The organism is Ruegeria arenilitoris, assembly GCF_013031355.1.
Taxonomy (GTDB): Bacteria; Pseudomonadota; Alphaproteobacteria; order Rhodobacterales; family Rhodobacteraceae; genus Ruegeria; species Ruegeria arenilitoris_C.
This window is the reverse complement of record NZ_WPZO01000006.1, coordinates 71657-87084: the sequence shown is the minus strand read 5'-3', so window position 1 is coordinate 87084 and position 15428 is coordinate 71657. Positions and strand designations below refer to the sequence as shown.

At 61.4% G+C, this 15428-nt stretch carries 16 protein-coding genes; 5 read left to right on the top strand and 11 right to left on the bottom strand.

The annotated features are described in order from the left end of the window. Positions 1 to 11: 11 nt before the first annotated feature. Positions 12 to 518, bottom strand: a complete 507-nt coding sequence (locus GOX63_RS15175) for a hypothetical protein (RefSeq protein ID WP_170546279.1) — start codon at positions 516 to 518, stop codon at positions 12 to 14. Then, positions 515 to 1453: a formate dehydrogenase accessory sulfurtransferase FdhD gene (locus GOX63_RS15170; protein WP_254435977.1), complete on the bottom strand. Its 939-nt coding sequence runs from the start codon at positions 1451 to 1453 to the stop codon at positions 515 to 517. The genes GOX63_RS15175 and GOX63_RS15170 overlap by 4 nt, the downstream gene beginning before the upstream one ends. On the opposite strand from GOX63_RS15170, the gene GOX63_RS15165 reads away from it, so the two are divergent. Together GOX63_RS15165 and GOX63_RS15160 are read left to right on the top strand one after the other, a co-directional pair. Then, on the top strand, positions 1452 to 2168 hold the full coding sequence (locus GOX63_RS15165) for an AzlC family ABC transporter permease (protein ID WP_170327227.1): 717 nt from the start codon (positions 1452 to 1454) through the stop codon (positions 2166 to 2168). The two genes, GOX63_RS15170 and GOX63_RS15165, sit on opposite strands and share 2 nt — an antisense overlap. Next, positions 2165 to 2497, top strand: coding sequence for an AzlD domain-containing protein (locus GOX63_RS15160; protein ID WP_170327228.1), 333 nt, complete (start codon positions 2165 to 2167; stop codon positions 2495 to 2497). The genes GOX63_RS15165 and GOX63_RS15160 overlap by 4 nt, the downstream gene beginning before the upstream one ends. Here the strand turns inward: GOX63_RS15160 and GOX63_RS15155 are convergent. The 7 genes from GOX63_RS15155 to GOX63_RS15125 form a co-directional block, all read right to left on the bottom strand. Continuing rightward, positions 2486 to 3118, bottom strand: a complete 633-nt coding sequence (locus GOX63_RS15155; protein WP_170327229.1) for a hypothetical protein — start codon at positions 3116 to 3118, stop codon at positions 2486 to 2488. The genes GOX63_RS15160 and GOX63_RS15155 overlap by 12 nt on opposite strands. 31 nt (positions 3119 to 3149) lie before the next feature. Continuing rightward, positions 3150 to 3284 (bottom strand): aa3-type cytochrome c oxidase subunit IV, encoded by a 135-nt coding sequence (locus GOX63_RS15150; RefSeq protein ID WP_170327230.1) that lies wholly within the window; start codon positions 3282 to 3284, stop codon positions 3150 to 3152. Positions 3285 to 3352: 68 nt separating this feature from the next. Continuing rightward, positions 3353 to 3904 carry a hypothetical protein gene (locus tag GOX63_RS15145; protein WP_170327231.1) on the bottom strand — a complete coding sequence of 184 codons (552 nt, stop codon included), beginning with the start codon at positions 3902 to 3904 and terminating at the stop codon, positions 3353 to 3355. Further along, entirely contained in the window at positions 3891 to 5729 is a 1839-nt protein-coding gene (locus GOX63_RS24135) for a glycerophosphodiester phosphodiesterase family protein (RefSeq protein WP_170327232.1), read from the bottom strand. Before GOX63_RS24135 ends, GOX63_RS15145 begins: the two co-directional genes overlap by 14 nt. Positions 5730 to 5793: 64 nt before the next feature. Next, positions 5794 to 6246 (bottom strand): DUF6173 family protein, encoded by a 453-nt coding sequence (locus GOX63_RS15135; RefSeq protein ID WP_170327233.1) that lies wholly within the window; start codon positions 6244 to 6246, stop codon positions 5794 to 5796. Between the two features lie 4 nt (positions 6247 to 6250). After that, complete coding sequence (locus tag GOX63_RS15130; protein WP_170327234.1) at positions 6251 to 7297, bottom strand: MBL fold metallo-hydrolase; 1047 nt, start codon at positions 7295 to 7297, stop codon at positions 6251 to 6253. Next, a complete protein-coding gene (locus GOX63_RS15125) occupies positions 7297 to 9000 on the bottom strand; it encodes an acyl-CoA dehydrogenase (RefSeq protein WP_170546276.1) in 1704 nt (567 codons plus the stop codon). The genes GOX63_RS15130 and GOX63_RS15125 overlap by 1 nt, the downstream gene beginning before the upstream one ends. A 138-nt stretch (positions 9001 to 9138) precedes the next feature. Between GOX63_RS15125 and GOX63_RS15120 the strand changes: the two genes are divergently transcribed. Then, positions 9139 to 10089: an L-threonylcarbamoyladenylate synthase gene (locus GOX63_RS15120; RefSeq protein WP_170546273.1), complete on the top strand. Its 951-nt coding sequence runs from the start codon at positions 9139 to 9141 to the stop codon at positions 10087 to 10089. Here the strand turns inward: GOX63_RS15120 and GOX63_RS15115 are convergent, their stop codons facing one another. Continuing rightward, positions 10090 to 10644, bottom strand: a complete 555-nt coding sequence (locus GOX63_RS15115; protein WP_170327237.1) for a YqgE/AlgH family protein — start codon at positions 10642 to 10644, stop codon at positions 10090 to 10092. 146 nt (positions 10645 to 10790) lie between these two features. Here GOX63_RS15115 and GOX63_RS15110 point away from each other — a divergent pair, with 146 nt between their 5' ends. Together GOX63_RS15110 and GOX63_RS15105 are read left to right on the top strand one after the other, a co-directional pair. Continuing rightward, the gene (locus tag GOX63_RS15110) at positions 10791 to 11603 is read left to right on the top strand and encodes a protein-disulfide reductase DsbD domain-containing protein (RefSeq protein WP_170327238.1); all 813 of its coding nucleotides are present in this window, start codon (positions 10791 to 10793) and stop codon (positions 11601 to 11603) included. Positions 11604 to 11606: 3 nt separating this feature from the next. Beyond that, a complete protein-coding gene (locus GOX63_RS15105) occupies positions 11607 to 12026 on the top strand; it encodes an NUDIX hydrolase (RefSeq protein WP_170327239.1) in 420 nt (139 codons plus the stop codon). Here the strand turns inward: GOX63_RS15105 and GOX63_RS15100 are convergent. After that, complete coding sequence (locus GOX63_RS15100) at positions 12023 to 15424, bottom strand: efflux RND transporter permease subunit (RefSeq protein ID WP_170327240.1); 3402 nt, start codon at positions 15422 to 15424, stop codon at positions 12023 to 12025. The two genes, GOX63_RS15105 and GOX63_RS15100, sit on opposite strands and share 4 nt — an antisense overlap. Positions 15425 to 15428 lie beyond the last annotated feature (4 nt).

The following is a 15428-nucleotide window of genomic DNA, read 5'->3' as shown; positions in this document are numbered from 1 at the left end:
TCGACGTTGGGTCATTTTCGATACTTGTCGAATGGAAGAATAAAACCAATGGCAATACCGGCCACCATGGCAGCAAACCAATAGACTGGAGGTGTGGACGTGGCTCTGCCCAACCAGATACCGATCTTCGCCGAGCCAGCCAAATACACCAAAGACAATCCTGGAAACCCAATTATCCAGAAATAGAGTCGGAAGTTGCGCGCCGATTTTCGAACAGATGCATCCATCTCTTCTGACGCAGGCAGGCCGTAGATCGCCACCCTTTGAAGGCCGTGCATCTGATCGCTAAAGCCTGTGTCATTTAGTTTCCAGTCCGATCCCGGAAACGGTAGGGATTTCCATAGGCAAACGTAGGGGCCAGCTTTCCATCCAAGCTGGGCAAGCCTGTCCGCGCCAAGCGTTGCGATCCCGTCAACAACGGATTTCTTGCTGCGCTCGAAGTGGAGGAACGCTTTTATCATGATCCACGTAACGAGGATCAGGAACAGTATCGGAATGATGTAAAGCGCAACGATCATCCCGCACTCTTCCGCCTGTGTTTCTTGTCCTCTACCGCCACAGTCGCCGGGTCCACATCGCGCAGCAGACGGCCCTCACCGGACAGGCACACGAACCGCTGTCCGCGCATGCGGCCGATCAGGGTCAGGCCGACCTCGCGGGCGATCTCGACACCCCAGGCGGTGAAGCCCGAGCGGGACGCCAGCACCGGGATGCCCATCATTGCCGTCTTGATCACCATTTCCGAGGTCAAACGGCCGGTGGTGTAAAGAATCTTGTCCGCCGCCGCCTCACCCTCGGACAGCATCCAGCCCGCGATCTTGTCGACGGCGTTGTGGCGGCCCACGTCCTCCATATAGACCAGCGGGCGGTTTTCGCGGCACAATACAGTGCCGTGAATCGCCCCGGCCTCAAGATACAGCGACGGGGTGCGGTTGATCTTGGCGGCCAGGTCATACAGCCACGAGGTGCGCACCTGAACCTGTGGCAGGCGCACGTCCTCGAGCCCCTCCATCATATCGCCGAACACCGTGCCCACGGCGCAGCCGCTGGTGCGGGTCTTTTTCTTCAGCTTGTCCTCATAGGACGTCTGTCGCGCGGTGCGGACGATGACGGTTTCCAGATCATCATCGTAATCCACGCGGGTGATTTCGTCATCGGCCAGCAGCATCCCCTGATTGCGCAGGAAGCCCAGCGCCAGATATTCGGGGTAATCGCCGATGGTCATAGCGGTCACGATTTCCTGAGAATTGAGGAATATCGTCAACGGGCGCTCTTCGACCACCGAGATCTGGCTGACTTCGCCATTCTGGTTCACGCCTTCAACTGCGCGGGTCAGGCGTTCCGCTCCGGGGTCAGGGGCGATGATGTATTCCGAAAGATCCAGTTCCGTGGCCAATTGCAACCCTTTCCCAAGACCGTTAGTGCTGCGGGCAACACCATAGGATTTAGCCATGGCAGACACCACATCCAAGTCGTACTTCTGGAAGGGTTTTCGCGACGGGACCCCGTTCATTTTTGTCGCAGTCCCCTTCGGCACCCTGTTCGGCGTATTCGCAGCCGAGGCCGGGCTGGATATCGTCCAGACCATGACGCTCACCTCGACCGTCTTTGCGGGGGCGGCGCAGTTCGCAGCGCTGCAACTGTTGCAGGACCAAACGCCTACGGCCATCATTCTGATCTCGGCGCTGGCGGTGAACCTGCGGATGGCAATGTATTCGGCTTCGCTGACGCCGTTTCTGGGCGCGGCCCCCCTGTGGCAGAGGGCCTGCGCGGCCTATCTGACCGTCGATCAGTCCTATGCCTGCTCGATCGTGCAGTTCGAGAAAGAGCCGAAGATGACCGTGCCCCAGCGCATGGCCTATTTCGTGGGCTCGGTCACCCCGATTACGCCGCTCTGGATTCTGGCCACCTATCTAGGCGCGGTGCTGGGGACGCGCATTCCCGAAAGCTGGGCGCTAGACTTCGCCTTGCCGATCACCTTTCTGGCCATGATCGGCCCGATGATGCGGACCCTGCCCCATGTGGTCGCCGCGCTGGTTGCCATTATCGTATCACTGCTAATGGTGGGAATTCCGTACAATCTGGGCCTGTTGATCGCCGGTTGCGCGGGAATGGTCGCGGGCGCACAGGCTGAACTGATCGCCGAGCGCAGAAAGGTCGACGCATGACCCATCCTGATCCCGTTGCGGTCTGGACGATCATCATCGGTCTTGCCGTTGGCAGCTATGCGCTGCGCTTTGTCTTCATCGGTCTGGTCGGAGACCGCCCGATGCCCCCCTGGCTGCTGCGCCACCTGCGCTATACCGCCGTGGCTATCTTGCCGGCGCTGATCGCACCACTGGTGGTCTGGCCAACCGCAACCGGTGGACAGCCGGACGCTCCTCGCATGGCCGCAGCAGCCATCGCTTTGGTTGTCGGATTGATAACGAAGAACGTACTCGCCGCTATTTTTTCTGGGGCTGCAACCCTGTACGGGTTGCTATACTTACTGACCTGATCCGGCTTCTAGCTCATTAAGTCGGGCATTATTGAACGCCAAACCCCGTTGTAGATCCGCGTCGTCGTTCTCACGGTATTCAGCGGTTTGAACTCCGGGCAACTGACCAAACTGATCGGAGAGTTTGACAGGGTAAAACGTGGTTTGGATCTGCTCAAACCCAGGAACCTGTTGCAAAAGCTGAGCCGTCGAGTTGGCGCAGAACGCGCCTGCAACCGGCCCGGACTGTTTTGCCAGTTGTAGGGCAATCTCAGCCTGCTGAGGCGACACTTCAATGGTCTGGATACGTGCGTAGTGCGTTTCGCGAGCGTGGCTGCTGCGATAGGCGCGTTCTACATTCGGAGTGATGCCGTACAGGACATCGTCCTTGATTGGAACGACATCTGCCCGGAAGGAACCTGCCGGGTCAAAAATCACCCGTTCGCTGCCGCTGATCATCAACGAGGTATGAGCACCCGAACCGGTCCGGGTGCTGATCATGGTGTAAAGCGTTAGGGTCGAAGGCCCCGGATCACGATAGGATCGGGCCACAATTTCGGACTGGTCCGCCTGTGGTCGCTGCGAGCCGGTGCAGCCTGCCACGGTTACTGCCAACAGGCAGGCAAGCAAAATCCTGATCACGGTGAGCCCCGTTTTGGATTAAAAAATTGGATTAAGCGGCGAAAACCGCCAGAAACAGGCAGAGGAAGACGATGGCAACCACGCACCATGTGGTGGCCTTGATGAACCCGTTGAAGGTTTTTTCCTGGACGGTGATGTCCATTTCGCCGTGCTTGTATTCAGCCATTGTTCACAGATTCCCAGTTCGCGTGTTTAAGATGTTGGATAATCGAATTTCCACGGCCTGTCACCACGTCATTCGCGCGCAGGCAGAAACACCGAACAGCCCGGATACCCAAAACCCCATCGCCACGGCAGTCCGGAGCATGGCCCGCCGCCCAATCGCACTGCTGCGTGCATCGCTTCGGCCGTGACGGAATGCGCCGTGCGAATCTGGTCGGGCGTCATGTCATAGCGTTCGGTATAGATGTCGGCGTTGTCTTCTCCGTGCTGCTTGACGCAGGCCCGCAGCGCGTCATCCGCGGACAGGCGTGCATTATAGCTGTCCTCGGCCTGCGTCGCCCCACCTGCGTTGTGATAGGTCCGGTCATGGGTCACGCAACAATATTCCCACGGCGGGTGTTCCTCGTAAAGCGCGCGAAACTTGGGGAAAGTCTCGGCCACAAAGCGCCAGCTGGTCGACAGACCACCGGAACAGCCATCGGTTTCAAACGGAATGGGGTCTGCATCCCCGCGCTGAGCGATCAGGGCACGGTGGGCGGGCAACTCGATGTTGCGCATGAAATCCTGCGCCGCCACCGGGGTCACCATTAATGCGAGGGCCACGCCCAGATTATGGACTTTCATCGCGCATCGCCTGTGTGTCGACGGACATGCCGAAGGTGGTCGCCAGCCACAGCAGCAGCCGCTCGGCCGGGCCCATTTCGGCACGCAACCGCAGCACCTCATTGGCCATCGCGGGGCGGTCAGTGATCAGCCCGTCCACCCCCATCGAGGCCATTGCCGACATCTGCAGCGGGTCGTTCACCGTCCAGACATAGATATCCTTTCCCGCATCATGGACCGAGCGCACAAGCCCTGGCGTTGCCATCGCGGCGTTGACGGCAATGAAATCGCCTTCCAGCCCGGTCAGATCACCCACTGCCGTTGCGGCCAGAACGCCGGCCCGCCAGTCGGGGCGCAGCTTTTTCATCTTCTGTACTGCCGGGTATTTCAGCGACATGGTGGCGATGTCGTCCTGCATCTGCAGCTCTTCCACAATCACCGCCACGCGGTTCTCCAGATCGACGTCATGACCGTAGTATTTCAGTTCGATGATGACCTTGGATTTGCCCTTCGCGGCCTCCAGCACCTCGCGCAGGGTGGGCGTGCGTTCGTCGGCATATTCGGGACCGAACCAGCTGCCGATATCGATCTGGGCGATATCCTCCATCGTAGCATCCCAGACCTTTAGGTTCACACCCGCCAGTTTCATGAAATCGCTGTCATGGGCCACGATGACCTCGCCATCAGCCGATTCCTGTACGTCGATTTCGACCCAATCGGCCCCGTCCTCAATCGCCTTTAGCACCGAGGCCATGGTGTTTTCAGGCCGCAGGGCGGCAGCGCCCCGGTGGCCGATCACCTCGGCCCGGTCCGGGGCCTGTATGCGTTCCAACAAGTGCTGCCCGAACCAGAGCCCGACCAGCACGGCTACCGCGGCTGCACCCAAAATGGCAAACAATGGAATACGCAGGCTTCCGGGTTCGGGATGCGGCGGTTCCTCGGTCCTGATCTCGAAGAACCCGTCCAGCAGCACCGCCAGCGCCCCCAACGCCGTTGCGGCCAGCACGAGGCCAGCCACGGACCAGACGCCGGCCACCAACAGGCTGTAGACCAACGCCAGCCGCAGATGGCTAGCCCCCTGCAGCGGCACGATGGCAAACAGCAGCCCCGCCACCCATGCGATCAGGCCAGCAATGATCACGCGCAGGATCAGCCAGATCGCCAGTTCGATCTTGAGGCGCCCGCGTTTGCCCTCCATCCGGGTGGCGCTGATGTTGAAGGCGTGGGCGGGGTGAACACCCTCGAACAAGACCAGATGCAGACCCAGCGCCCAGGCCGACAATCGGCGGATCAACACCCAGGCCATGACCAGAATCACGGCCCCGATCAAAACCACTGCAATCCAGAAGGATGGTGGGTGGAAGGTCAGGTAGTAATTGATGTCATATTCGGTCAGCGTCCACCACGCGATCACAGCGGAAACGGCTGCAAAGGGCAGGATCAGCACCAAAACCCGCAGCACAAAGCGCACCGCAAAGCCGAACAGCGCCGGCAGCCGCGACAGGATCAGACCGATGGCGGAGCTGCCCGCGCGCCACGGATCGGATTCGCCCATCCGCAGCGATCCTGCCATGACCGAGAACACGAACACCTCGGCCAACAGAAACAGGCTGAGCACGGCAATCGCAGCGACAAAGCCCACCGGTGACAAGATGAAGGCGGCGATGGCCTGATCCGTCAGCGCAGTCTGGTTCGACAGCGACACGGCCAAATTGACAGTAATCGCCACGCCCGGCGCGACCAGAGCGACCAGCAGCAGGCGCACCGCGATATAGATCGGCACAAAGACGCGGCGACGCGCCCACGCGCCCTTGTAGGCACTTGTAACGGCTGAGAAATCGGACACGTGGCACCCCCTTGAACGGTGCACTCATTCAAGGCTGCGCAGACGTGAAATGCAAGTCAGGCGGTCAGCTTTCTTCCAGATCCTTCGCCAGCCGGAAACCGATGCGGTTGGCGGGCTTGTCCTCGACCGATTTAGGCAGAGCGCGCAGCATCACATTCAACTGGCTGACATGCTGCACCAATTGGGTCCGCGCCCCGCTCGCATCCGAACCGTAAAAGGTGATGACATCAGGGTCGAAATAACCCATGCCTTCGATCCGCATGACCCCCGCATCGCCGCCGGTAAAGCCCATGGCGACCTCCTGATCGCCGGTCAGCGTCTTTTCGAAGTTCTGGATATAAAGGATCAACCTCTCATAGGCCCATTGCGCGGGACTTTTGGTCTGAACCGGTTTTTGCAATGGTTCGGGCAGATTCTTGGCCGCGGACTCAGCGTTGGGGTTCGCATGGAACTCGTAACACCTGGGCAATGCCGCCGCTTCTGCCGCCTCGGCCGATGTTTCGATCTGGTCCTGCATGGCTTTACCCTTTGTGCTGAAACTCCCACGCCCCGTCCGCGCGCTTCGTACGGGTTACGGTTCCAATGTGGTAAAGATGGTTCAGATGTGCAACCGCCTCGACCAGCGCAAGCCCGTATTCGCCTTCACCAATCTGACGCTTGAACAGGGGCGTGAAACACTCGGCGGCGGTTTTCGGTGTATCCAGATAGTCCTGCAAGCGATCCAGCGCGCCGTGGTGATTGTCGATCAATTGCTTCATCCGCAGCGGCAACCCGGTGAAGGGCAGCTTGTGCCCTCCCAGCGCCAGATGATCGGGCCGCGCCAAGCCCTGCAACCGCTCGCAAGCCTCCAGCCATTCGGCCACCGGGTCGGCCATCGGCTCGGTGACATAGACGCCCAGATTGGGGCTGATCGAGCTGAGGATCTGATCACCGGTGATCACCAGATTGTCATCGCGGCTCCAGAACGTGGCGTGCTCGGGGGCGTGGCCGTTGCCCATATGCACGTCCCAGTCGCGCCCGCCCATGCGGATCACGCTGCCCTGTTTGATACGGGTAAAGCCCAGCGGCATCGGGTAGACCGTATCGCAAAAATTGAACGGGCGTTCGGTCATGCGCTTGGCAAGTACGTCAGGGTGCATCCCAGCGCTGCGGTAATAGTCCAGCGTCTCTTGCGGCCAGGTTTCCTGAACATCCAACTGCAGCATCCGCGAAAACAGCCACGCGGTGCGGGTCGTGACCAGTTCAGCGCCATGCTCGGACTGGAACCAGCCCGCATTGCCGACATGATCGGGATGGTGATGCGTGACCACCACGCGGGTCACCGGTTTGCCACCCAGCGGCCCGGCCATGAGCGTTTCCCAAACCCGGCGTGTCTTGTTCGACGAAATACCGGTGTCAATTACCGTCCAGCCATCGCCGTCATCCAGCGCGAAGACGTTGACGTGGTCCAGCGCCATGGGCAGCGGCAGGCGCATCCACAGCACACCCTCGGCGACCTCAATGGCCTCACCCGGTGCCGGAGGCTCGGGCCAAGGGTATCTGATCGCCAAAGGAGTGTCCCCGTCCATTATACCGCCAAATCCTCGGCGCTGAGGGCATAAAGGTCCCCGGCCCCGTTCTGAGCCTGCACCAGCAAACCGGCATATTCCGGCAGCAGCGCGTTGATGTAATACCGCGCCAGTTTAAAGCGCGGACCATTGGGTTCAGCCAATGCGGCCTTGAGGTGGAAATGCGCCCCAAGAACCCGGGCGAAGGCGTGCAGATAGGGCACAGCCCCCGCAAAGCGAGTATTCATGTCGGACTGCGCCACGATCCACTCGGTGGATTCGCGCAGGCTTTCGGTGGCCTCCCAGACGGGACCGGCCAGATCGGGCATGGTGACGCGGGCTTCTTCGGCGTGATCCTCGATCTCGTCCAGCAGACGCGAAGCTGCCTCGCCGCCGTCCATCATCTTGCGCGCCACAAGGTCCATGGCCTGAATGCCGTTGGTGCCCTCATAGATCGCGGTGACGCGGACATCGCGGTAATACTGCGCCGCACCGGTTTCTTCGATAAAGCCCATGCCGCCATGGACCTGCACGCCGGTCTCGGAGACCCGCATCCCGGTCTCGGTTCCGAAAGCCTTGCAGATCGGCGTCAGCAGCGCGGCACGCGCGCTCCACTCGGGATCACTGGTGGCATTGCCCATGTCGATCGCGGCTGCATTGGCCAGCATGATCGCCCGTGCGGCAAAGGTATCGGCGCGCATACTCATCAGCATCCGGCGCACATCCGCGTGATCGATGATCGTGCCCGAGGGGGTCTTGCCCTGTTTGCGCTCCAACGCATAGGCCAGCGCGCTCTGATAGGCCCCTTCGGCGGCCCCCACACCCTGTCCACCTACACCCAAACGCGCGTTGTTCATCATGGTGAACATCGCGGCCATACCGCCATGTTCCTTGCCCACAAGCCAGCCCTTGGCGCCGTCATACTGCATCACGCACGTGGGTGAGCCGTGCAGACCCATCTTGTGTTCGACCGACACTACTTTCAGATCGTTCGCGACACCGGGATTGCCGTCTTCGTCAGGCAGGTACTTGGGCACCAGGAACAGCGAAATCCCCTTGGTTCCCGGAACACCGTCGGGCAGGCGCGCCAGCACCAGATGGCAGACATTCTCGGTAAAGTCGTTGTCACCCCACGAGATGAAGATCTTCTGCCCCGTTACCGAAAAGGTGCCGTCGCCATTCGCCTCGGCCTTCGAGGACAAAGCCCCCACATCCGACCCGGCCTGCGCCTCGGTCAGGTTCATGGTGCCGGCCCACTCGCCCGACATCATCTTGGGCAGGTACAGCGCTTTCAACTCGTCGCTGGCATGATGTTCCAGCGCCTCGATCTGACCCTGCGTCATCAGCGGCGCAAGCTGCAGCGACAGACAGGCCGCCGACATCATCTCGTTCACCGCCGTGGTCAAAGTCATCGGCAGGCCCATACCGCCATATTCGGGATCACCGCTCATCCCGATCCAGCCACCTTCGGCAATTGCCTTCCAACCGTCGGCATAACCGGGCGAGGTCCGCAGCACACCGTTTTCCAACCGCGCGGGCTCAAGATCGCCAGGACGTTGCAGCGGGGCCATCACCTCTTCGCACATTTTGCCGGCCTCGGTCAGGATCGCGCCGACGACATCCTCGCTGGCTTCCGAAAACTTCTCGGTCGCGGCAATCTGATCGAACCCGACCACGTGGCGGAAAAGCAGTTCATAGTCGGAAATGGGTGCGCGGTATGGCATGAGTTCCCTCGGGGCTAACTGTATGGTTTTTCGCGGGTGGGGTTGGAAATTGCAATGCCCACCTTTATGCATCCTTGATCAATTCGATTACCTAGCCAGCCAAATGGTACAAGCAATCAAAACGCGGCGTCACCAGATATGATCCCTAACGGCACATTGGATTTGTCCGCCGATCCCGGCGGAATCGCACAGGCGGCAGACTTGCTGCGGCAGGGACTGCTGGTCGCCTTCGCGACCGAGACAGTCTATGGGCTGGGTGGCGATGCCCGCAATGGCGAGGCGGTGGCCAGTATCTATGCGGCCAAGGGACGGCCCAGTTTCAACCCGCTGATCGCGCATGTGGCCTCAGTCGAGGCGGCGAAGCGTTTTGTCGAATGGTCCGACCGGGCCGAAGCTTTGGCCGCAGCCTTCTGGCCCGGCCCGCTGACGATGGTTCTGCCTTTGCGCGACGGGCACGGGATTTCTCCACTGGTCACCGCGGGGCTGAACACGCTGGCGGTGCGCGTGCCCGCTCACGGCACTGCGCGGGATTTGCTGGCGGCATTTGACGGGCCGGTTGCGGCCCCGTCAGCCAACCCTTCTGGCCAGATCAGCCCCACAACCGCCGATCACGTACGTGCCGGGCTGGACGGGCGCATTGCGGCGATTCTGGATGACGGTCCCTGCGGTGTCGGGCTGGAATCCACTATCGTCGGACTGGCCGGAGAACCCTCTCTGCTGCGTCCGGGCGGTGTGGCGCTGGAACAGGTCGAATCTGTTCTGGGCACAGAACTGCACATCCATCAGGCCGGAGACCTGCTGACCGCGCCGGGACAGCTGCAATCACACTACGCCCCGGACGCACCGGTGCGGCTGAATGCAGAAAACCGGCAAGGCGATGAGGTGTTGCTGGGCTTTGGCCCGGTCGATTGCGATCTGAACCTATCGGAAAAGGGGAACCTGACCGAAGCTGCAGCCAATCTGTTCTCGGCCCTGCATAGGCTGAATACCACGGGCCGCCCGATTGCGGTGTCACCGATCCCGGATCAGGGTCTGGGTGCAGCCATCAACGACCGCCTGCGCCGCGCCGCAGCACCACGCGACAGCTGATCAGGCACGCCCGGCGCTGGCCGACAGGGTCAACGGGTCAACGCCCAGCGTCGCCAGCGCGGCCTCCCATTTCTCGTCATCGGGCACGTCGAACACCAGTTTCTGGTTCGCATCGGTGGTCAGCCAGCCATTCATGGCAATCTCGTCCTCCAACTGGCCGGGACCCCAGCCCGAATAGCCCAGCGCCAGTGTCGAATTCAAAGGCCCACGCCCCGAGGCCAAATCCTCGAGCACATCCAGCGTCGCAGTCATGCTGAAATCGTCCGATATCTGCATCGAATGCAGGTTGGCCTCGTAGTCCGCGCTGTGCAGGACAAAGCCGCGCGACATCTCGACCGGACCGCCGAAATGCACCAGACGCTCACCCACAATCGGGATTCGGCAAGGAATATTCAGTTGCTCCAGCAAGGTTTTGATCCGCAAATCCGAGGGTTTGTTTATGATAAGGCCCATCGCCCCATCATCCCCATGGCTGCACATGTAAACCACCGAATGATCGAAGCGCGGATCACCCATGCCAGGCATCGCAATCAACAGTTTTCCGGTCAGGTCCATAGATTTACATCTCTTGCTTCGTCCCCCTTCAACAATGGCCCCGGTACATGGGGATTGGCAAGGGAAGAGGCCACATTTCGCCAGATTTCATCCGGGTGACCGGAACGTGACTTGGAATCCCGGCCTGCACAGCGCATTTATGGAGTATGAAGCGTTTTTTGAAGTCGACCGCGGCCGCCCTAACCGCCTGTTTCGCCCTGACCGCCCCTGCGCAGGCGCAGGATGTGGACGGGGTTGTGCAACTGGACGTGCTGGATGGCGGGCGCACGGCCAACGGCACCTATCTGGGCGCGTTGCGGCTGACGCTGAAGGACGGCTGGAAAACCTATTGGCGCGCACCCGGCGATGCCGGTATCCCGCCGCAGTTTGACTGGCGCGGCTCGCAGAATGTGGGTGATGTGTCGATCACCTGGCCCGCGCCCGAGGTGTTTGTTCAGAACGGTCTGCAATCCATCGGATATGCCAACCAACTGGTGTTACCGGTCGAGATCACGCCCAAGAACCCCGCCAAACCGGTGCGGCTGCGTGGTGATATGGATCTGGGTGTCTGCAAGGATGTCTGCATCCCCGAGCGGCTGGATTTCGACCACACGCTGAACGCCAATGCCGACCGCAACCCTGCTATCGCTGCCGCTCTGGCCCAGCGCCCCTATTCCGCGAAAGAGGCACGCGTGAGTGCTGCAAGCTGTCACCTGACCCCAACCTCGGACGGGATGCAGATCGAGGCGCGCGTGAAAATGCCCTCGGCAGGTGGGCGCGAAGTGGCCGTGATCGAACCGGGCAACCCCGCACTCTGGGCCTCGCAGCCGGAAACCACGCGGCAGGGCGATACTTTGGTCGCGACATCCGAGGTTATTAGCGCCTCGGGCGGGCCTTTCGCGCTGGACCGGTCCGAGATCAGGATCACGGTGCTGGGCGCCAACCACGCAGTCGACATTCGGGGCTGCAGCGCGGGCTGATTGATGGAGAAAACCCCGAAGATCGGCGCTCTGGCCGTTGTTGTGCATGACGCAAACGTGCTGCTGGTGCAGCGCAGCAAACAACCCGACGCGGGACTTTGGGGTTTTCCCGGTGGTCATGTGGAATGGGGCGAAACCGTCATGCAGGCGGCACAGCGGGAGTTGCGCGAAGAAACCGCGGTCATCGCCGAACCGCTGCACTATCTCGACAATCTTGACTTGCTGCGCCACGACGCGCAAGGCGCTGTGCAGTCACATTACCTGCTGGTCGGAGTCGCTTGTCAGTATCGCTCGGGGTCTCCGCTGGCCGGGGATGATGCGCTGGACGCCCGCTGGTTTCCGGTCGATCAGATACGCCGGGGCGATCTGCCCATGAGCGACCGCGTTACCGACCTGTTGGATACCGCCCTACGTCGCGCTTAGGCAACCCGCCGTCTGAGGCGCGCGTAAAGCACGCCGGATAGCACGACGCTCAGAACAAGGATCGGCACGGCACCGGTGATGAATGCCCCCAGCCCCATTTGCAGAACCGCAACACCCCCTTCACCCGGATAGAGAGCCGACAACAGGCCAACCGGCGCGCCCGAAATCGCAGGCCAGACCATCGTCACGCCAAACCAGACAAGCAGCGCCAGTCCAGTGGCTGTCACCGCGCCCTGCACTACCCGATCCGGTGCCCGCAGCGCCCGACGCATCGCTGTCATCGGTCGCGCCAGGTCGTTGAGAATGGCCAGCAACGCAGGCACCAGAAGCAACACCAGCAGCATCCCGAAGCCCAGCCCATAGACCAGCGTGATCACCGAGGGTTTGAGGAACTGCGCCTGTTGCGAGCCTTCATAAAGCAACGGCGTCAGCCCCAGAACCGTGGTCAGCGTCGTCAGCATCACCGGGCGCAGCCGGTCCGCCGTGCCCTCGACAATCGACGGCACCAACCCTCGGTCCTGCTGATAGGCGTCGATGGTCGTCACCAGAACAATCGAATCGTTGATGATGATCCCGGTCATCCCCAGCAAACCGATCACGGTGAACATGCTCAGCGGTACGTCCCAGATGTAATGGCCCCAGATCGCGCCCACCAAGCCAAACGGAATGATCGCCATCACCACTACAGGCCGGGTCCAGCTGGCAAACACCCAGGCAAGAACCAGATAAATCCCGGTCAGGCACAGGATCAGGCCGGTGCGGGCCTCGGTCAGGAATTCATCCTCCTGCTCGCTCAGACCCGCCATCTGCCACTCGACCTGCCGTTCGGCGGCGATATTGGGCAGAATCTCTTCGTTCAGGGCGCGGGCAATTTCCTCGGCGCGGGCCGGGTCATCCTCGGAGATATCACCGATCACCGAAAGCACCCGCAGGCCGTTTTCGCGCCGAACAGACGCGAAACCTGATTTACGCTCGACCGACACGATATCGGCCAGCGGCACATAGACCCCATCTGGTGTGCGCATCAGCGTGCGCTCCAGGAAATCGGCGGTCAGCTCACCCTCGGGCAGTTCCACGCGAATTTCGGCGCTGCGGGGGCCGTCCGGGAAGGTTGCGGCCTCGATCCCGTTCAGCCGGTCGCGCAGCACGCGGCCCAGCGTTTCGATGCGGAAGCCCAGCGCCTGCCCCTTGGCCGTCAGGTCCAGGATGAAGTCTTCCTTGTCATAAGCCAGATTATCCTCAAGCGCGGACACCTCGGGGTATTTCGACAGCTCGGCCTGCAAATCCTCGGACGCCGCCTTGAGCGTGTTCACGTCAGCCCCGTAGAACTGCACATCGATCGCATCGCCACCGGGTCCGGAACGCCAGCCGCGGAAGGTCAGCAGCTCGACCTTGGGATGGCGCGGCACGAAGTCCTGCAACTCGCCCACGAACTCAAAGCTGGAATAGGGGCGCAGGTCCGAGTCGATCAGTTCGATCGAAACTCCGCCCAGCAGGTCCTTGTCCTTGCCATCTGCAGCACTCAGGTTGAACCACCCGGCGTTGCCGCCGACCTCGGCCAGAATATAGTCGATGGGATTGCGGCCGTGACGCTCTTCATAAATCCGGCCCAGCTCTTCGGCGGCGCGCTGCATCTGGTGCATCATTTCCAGCGTGTCTTCGCGGGTGGCGCCTTCGACCATGATGAAATTGCCGGTGACCGAGCCGCGCTCGGGCGCATTGAAGAACCGCCAGGTCACGTCGCCCTTTATGAACAGGGCAATCTGGCTGGCCAGAATCACCACCATCACCGCCACAACCACATAGCGCGCCCAAACAACCCAGGCGATCAACTGGCGGAACAGGTGGTCCCGCACCCAGCGGAACCCGCGATTGACCACGCGGTTGGGCCAGTCATACCAGTGTTCCTTGGCCGAATGCGTAATCGCATGGGCCATATGGTTGGGCAGGATCAGGAAACATTCGATCAGCGAGGCCAGTAGCACCGCGATCACGGTAAAGGGGATGTCGCCGATCAACTCTCCGAACCGGCCACCGATGGCGGTGAGACCGAAGAACGCGATCACCGTGGTCAGGGTGGCGGCAAAGACCGGCATCGCCATGCGCCGCGCGGCGCGTTCGGCGGCCACGACCGGGGCCTCACCCAGCCGCCGCGCGCGGAAATCTGCATGTTCGCCCACAACGATGGCATCATCCACCACGATGCCCAGCGTGATGATCAGCCCGAACAGTGAGATCATGTTGATCGACAGCCCGCCGATATACATGAACGCAATCGCTGCGGACATCGCCACCGGAATGCCCGCCGCAACCCAGAAGGCGATGCGCGCGTTCAGGAACAGAAACAGCAGGCAAACCACCAGGCCCAGACCCACCAGCCCGTTATCGACCAGAATATCCAGCCGTTCGGTGATGGCCTGTGCCCGGGTGCGGATCAGCTCGATAGTCACGCCTTCAGGCAGGCTGGCCTGCAGTTCGGCCACCACGTCCTCGACCGTGTGTTGAATCTTGATGGCATCCCCAAGATTGGACCTGTCCACGCGCACGGACATGGCTGGGTTTTCGCCAACAAAATAGCTGCGGTTGCGGGTGACCCCTTCGACCCGGATTTCCGCCACATCGCCCACAAAAAGCTTGGAGCCGTCGGGGTAGTTGCGCAGCGCGATGCCCTCGATCTCTTCGGGGGTGCGCTTTTCCGTGCCTGTTCGGATGCGGGCATTGGCACCGGTGACATCACCTGCCGGGTTGGCCATCGCCTCGGCCGCGATGGCCTGCGCGATTTCCGACAGGGTGACGTCGTTGGCGATCAGCTGCGCCGTCGGCACTTCGACCACCACGCGGGGCGCGGCAATGCCCCGGATCGTGGTGCGGGTCACGCCGACCGCAAACAGGCGGTTTATCAATTCATCGGTGAATTTCGCCAGCTGATCCGGATCGACCGGGCCGGTCACCACCACATCCGTCACCCGATCCCGCCACGCTCCGCGCTTGATCGAGGGCTCTTCGGCATCTTCGGGCAGGTTGGTCACACCATCGACGGCGGTCCGAACCTCGTCCACGGCGCGCGACATGTCCCAGTTGGGCTCGAACTCCAGCCGGATATTGGCCCGCCCCTCGCGCGAGGTCGAGGTCGTGCTCGCCACCCCTTCGACCGCCAGCAGGGCTGGTTCAAGCAACTGAACGATGCCGTTATCCACATCCTCGGGACCGGCGCCTTCCCATTTGATATCCACGTCCACACGTTCAAGGATCACGTCCGGAAAGAACTGCGCCCGCATCGCCGGGATCGCCGCCGCGCCCAGAACCAGCATCACCAGCAGCAGCAGGTTGGCGACCGTCCTGTGGCGGGTGAAATAGCTGAGGATACCGCCCGCCGCGCCGGGGATCTCGCGCATCATGGCG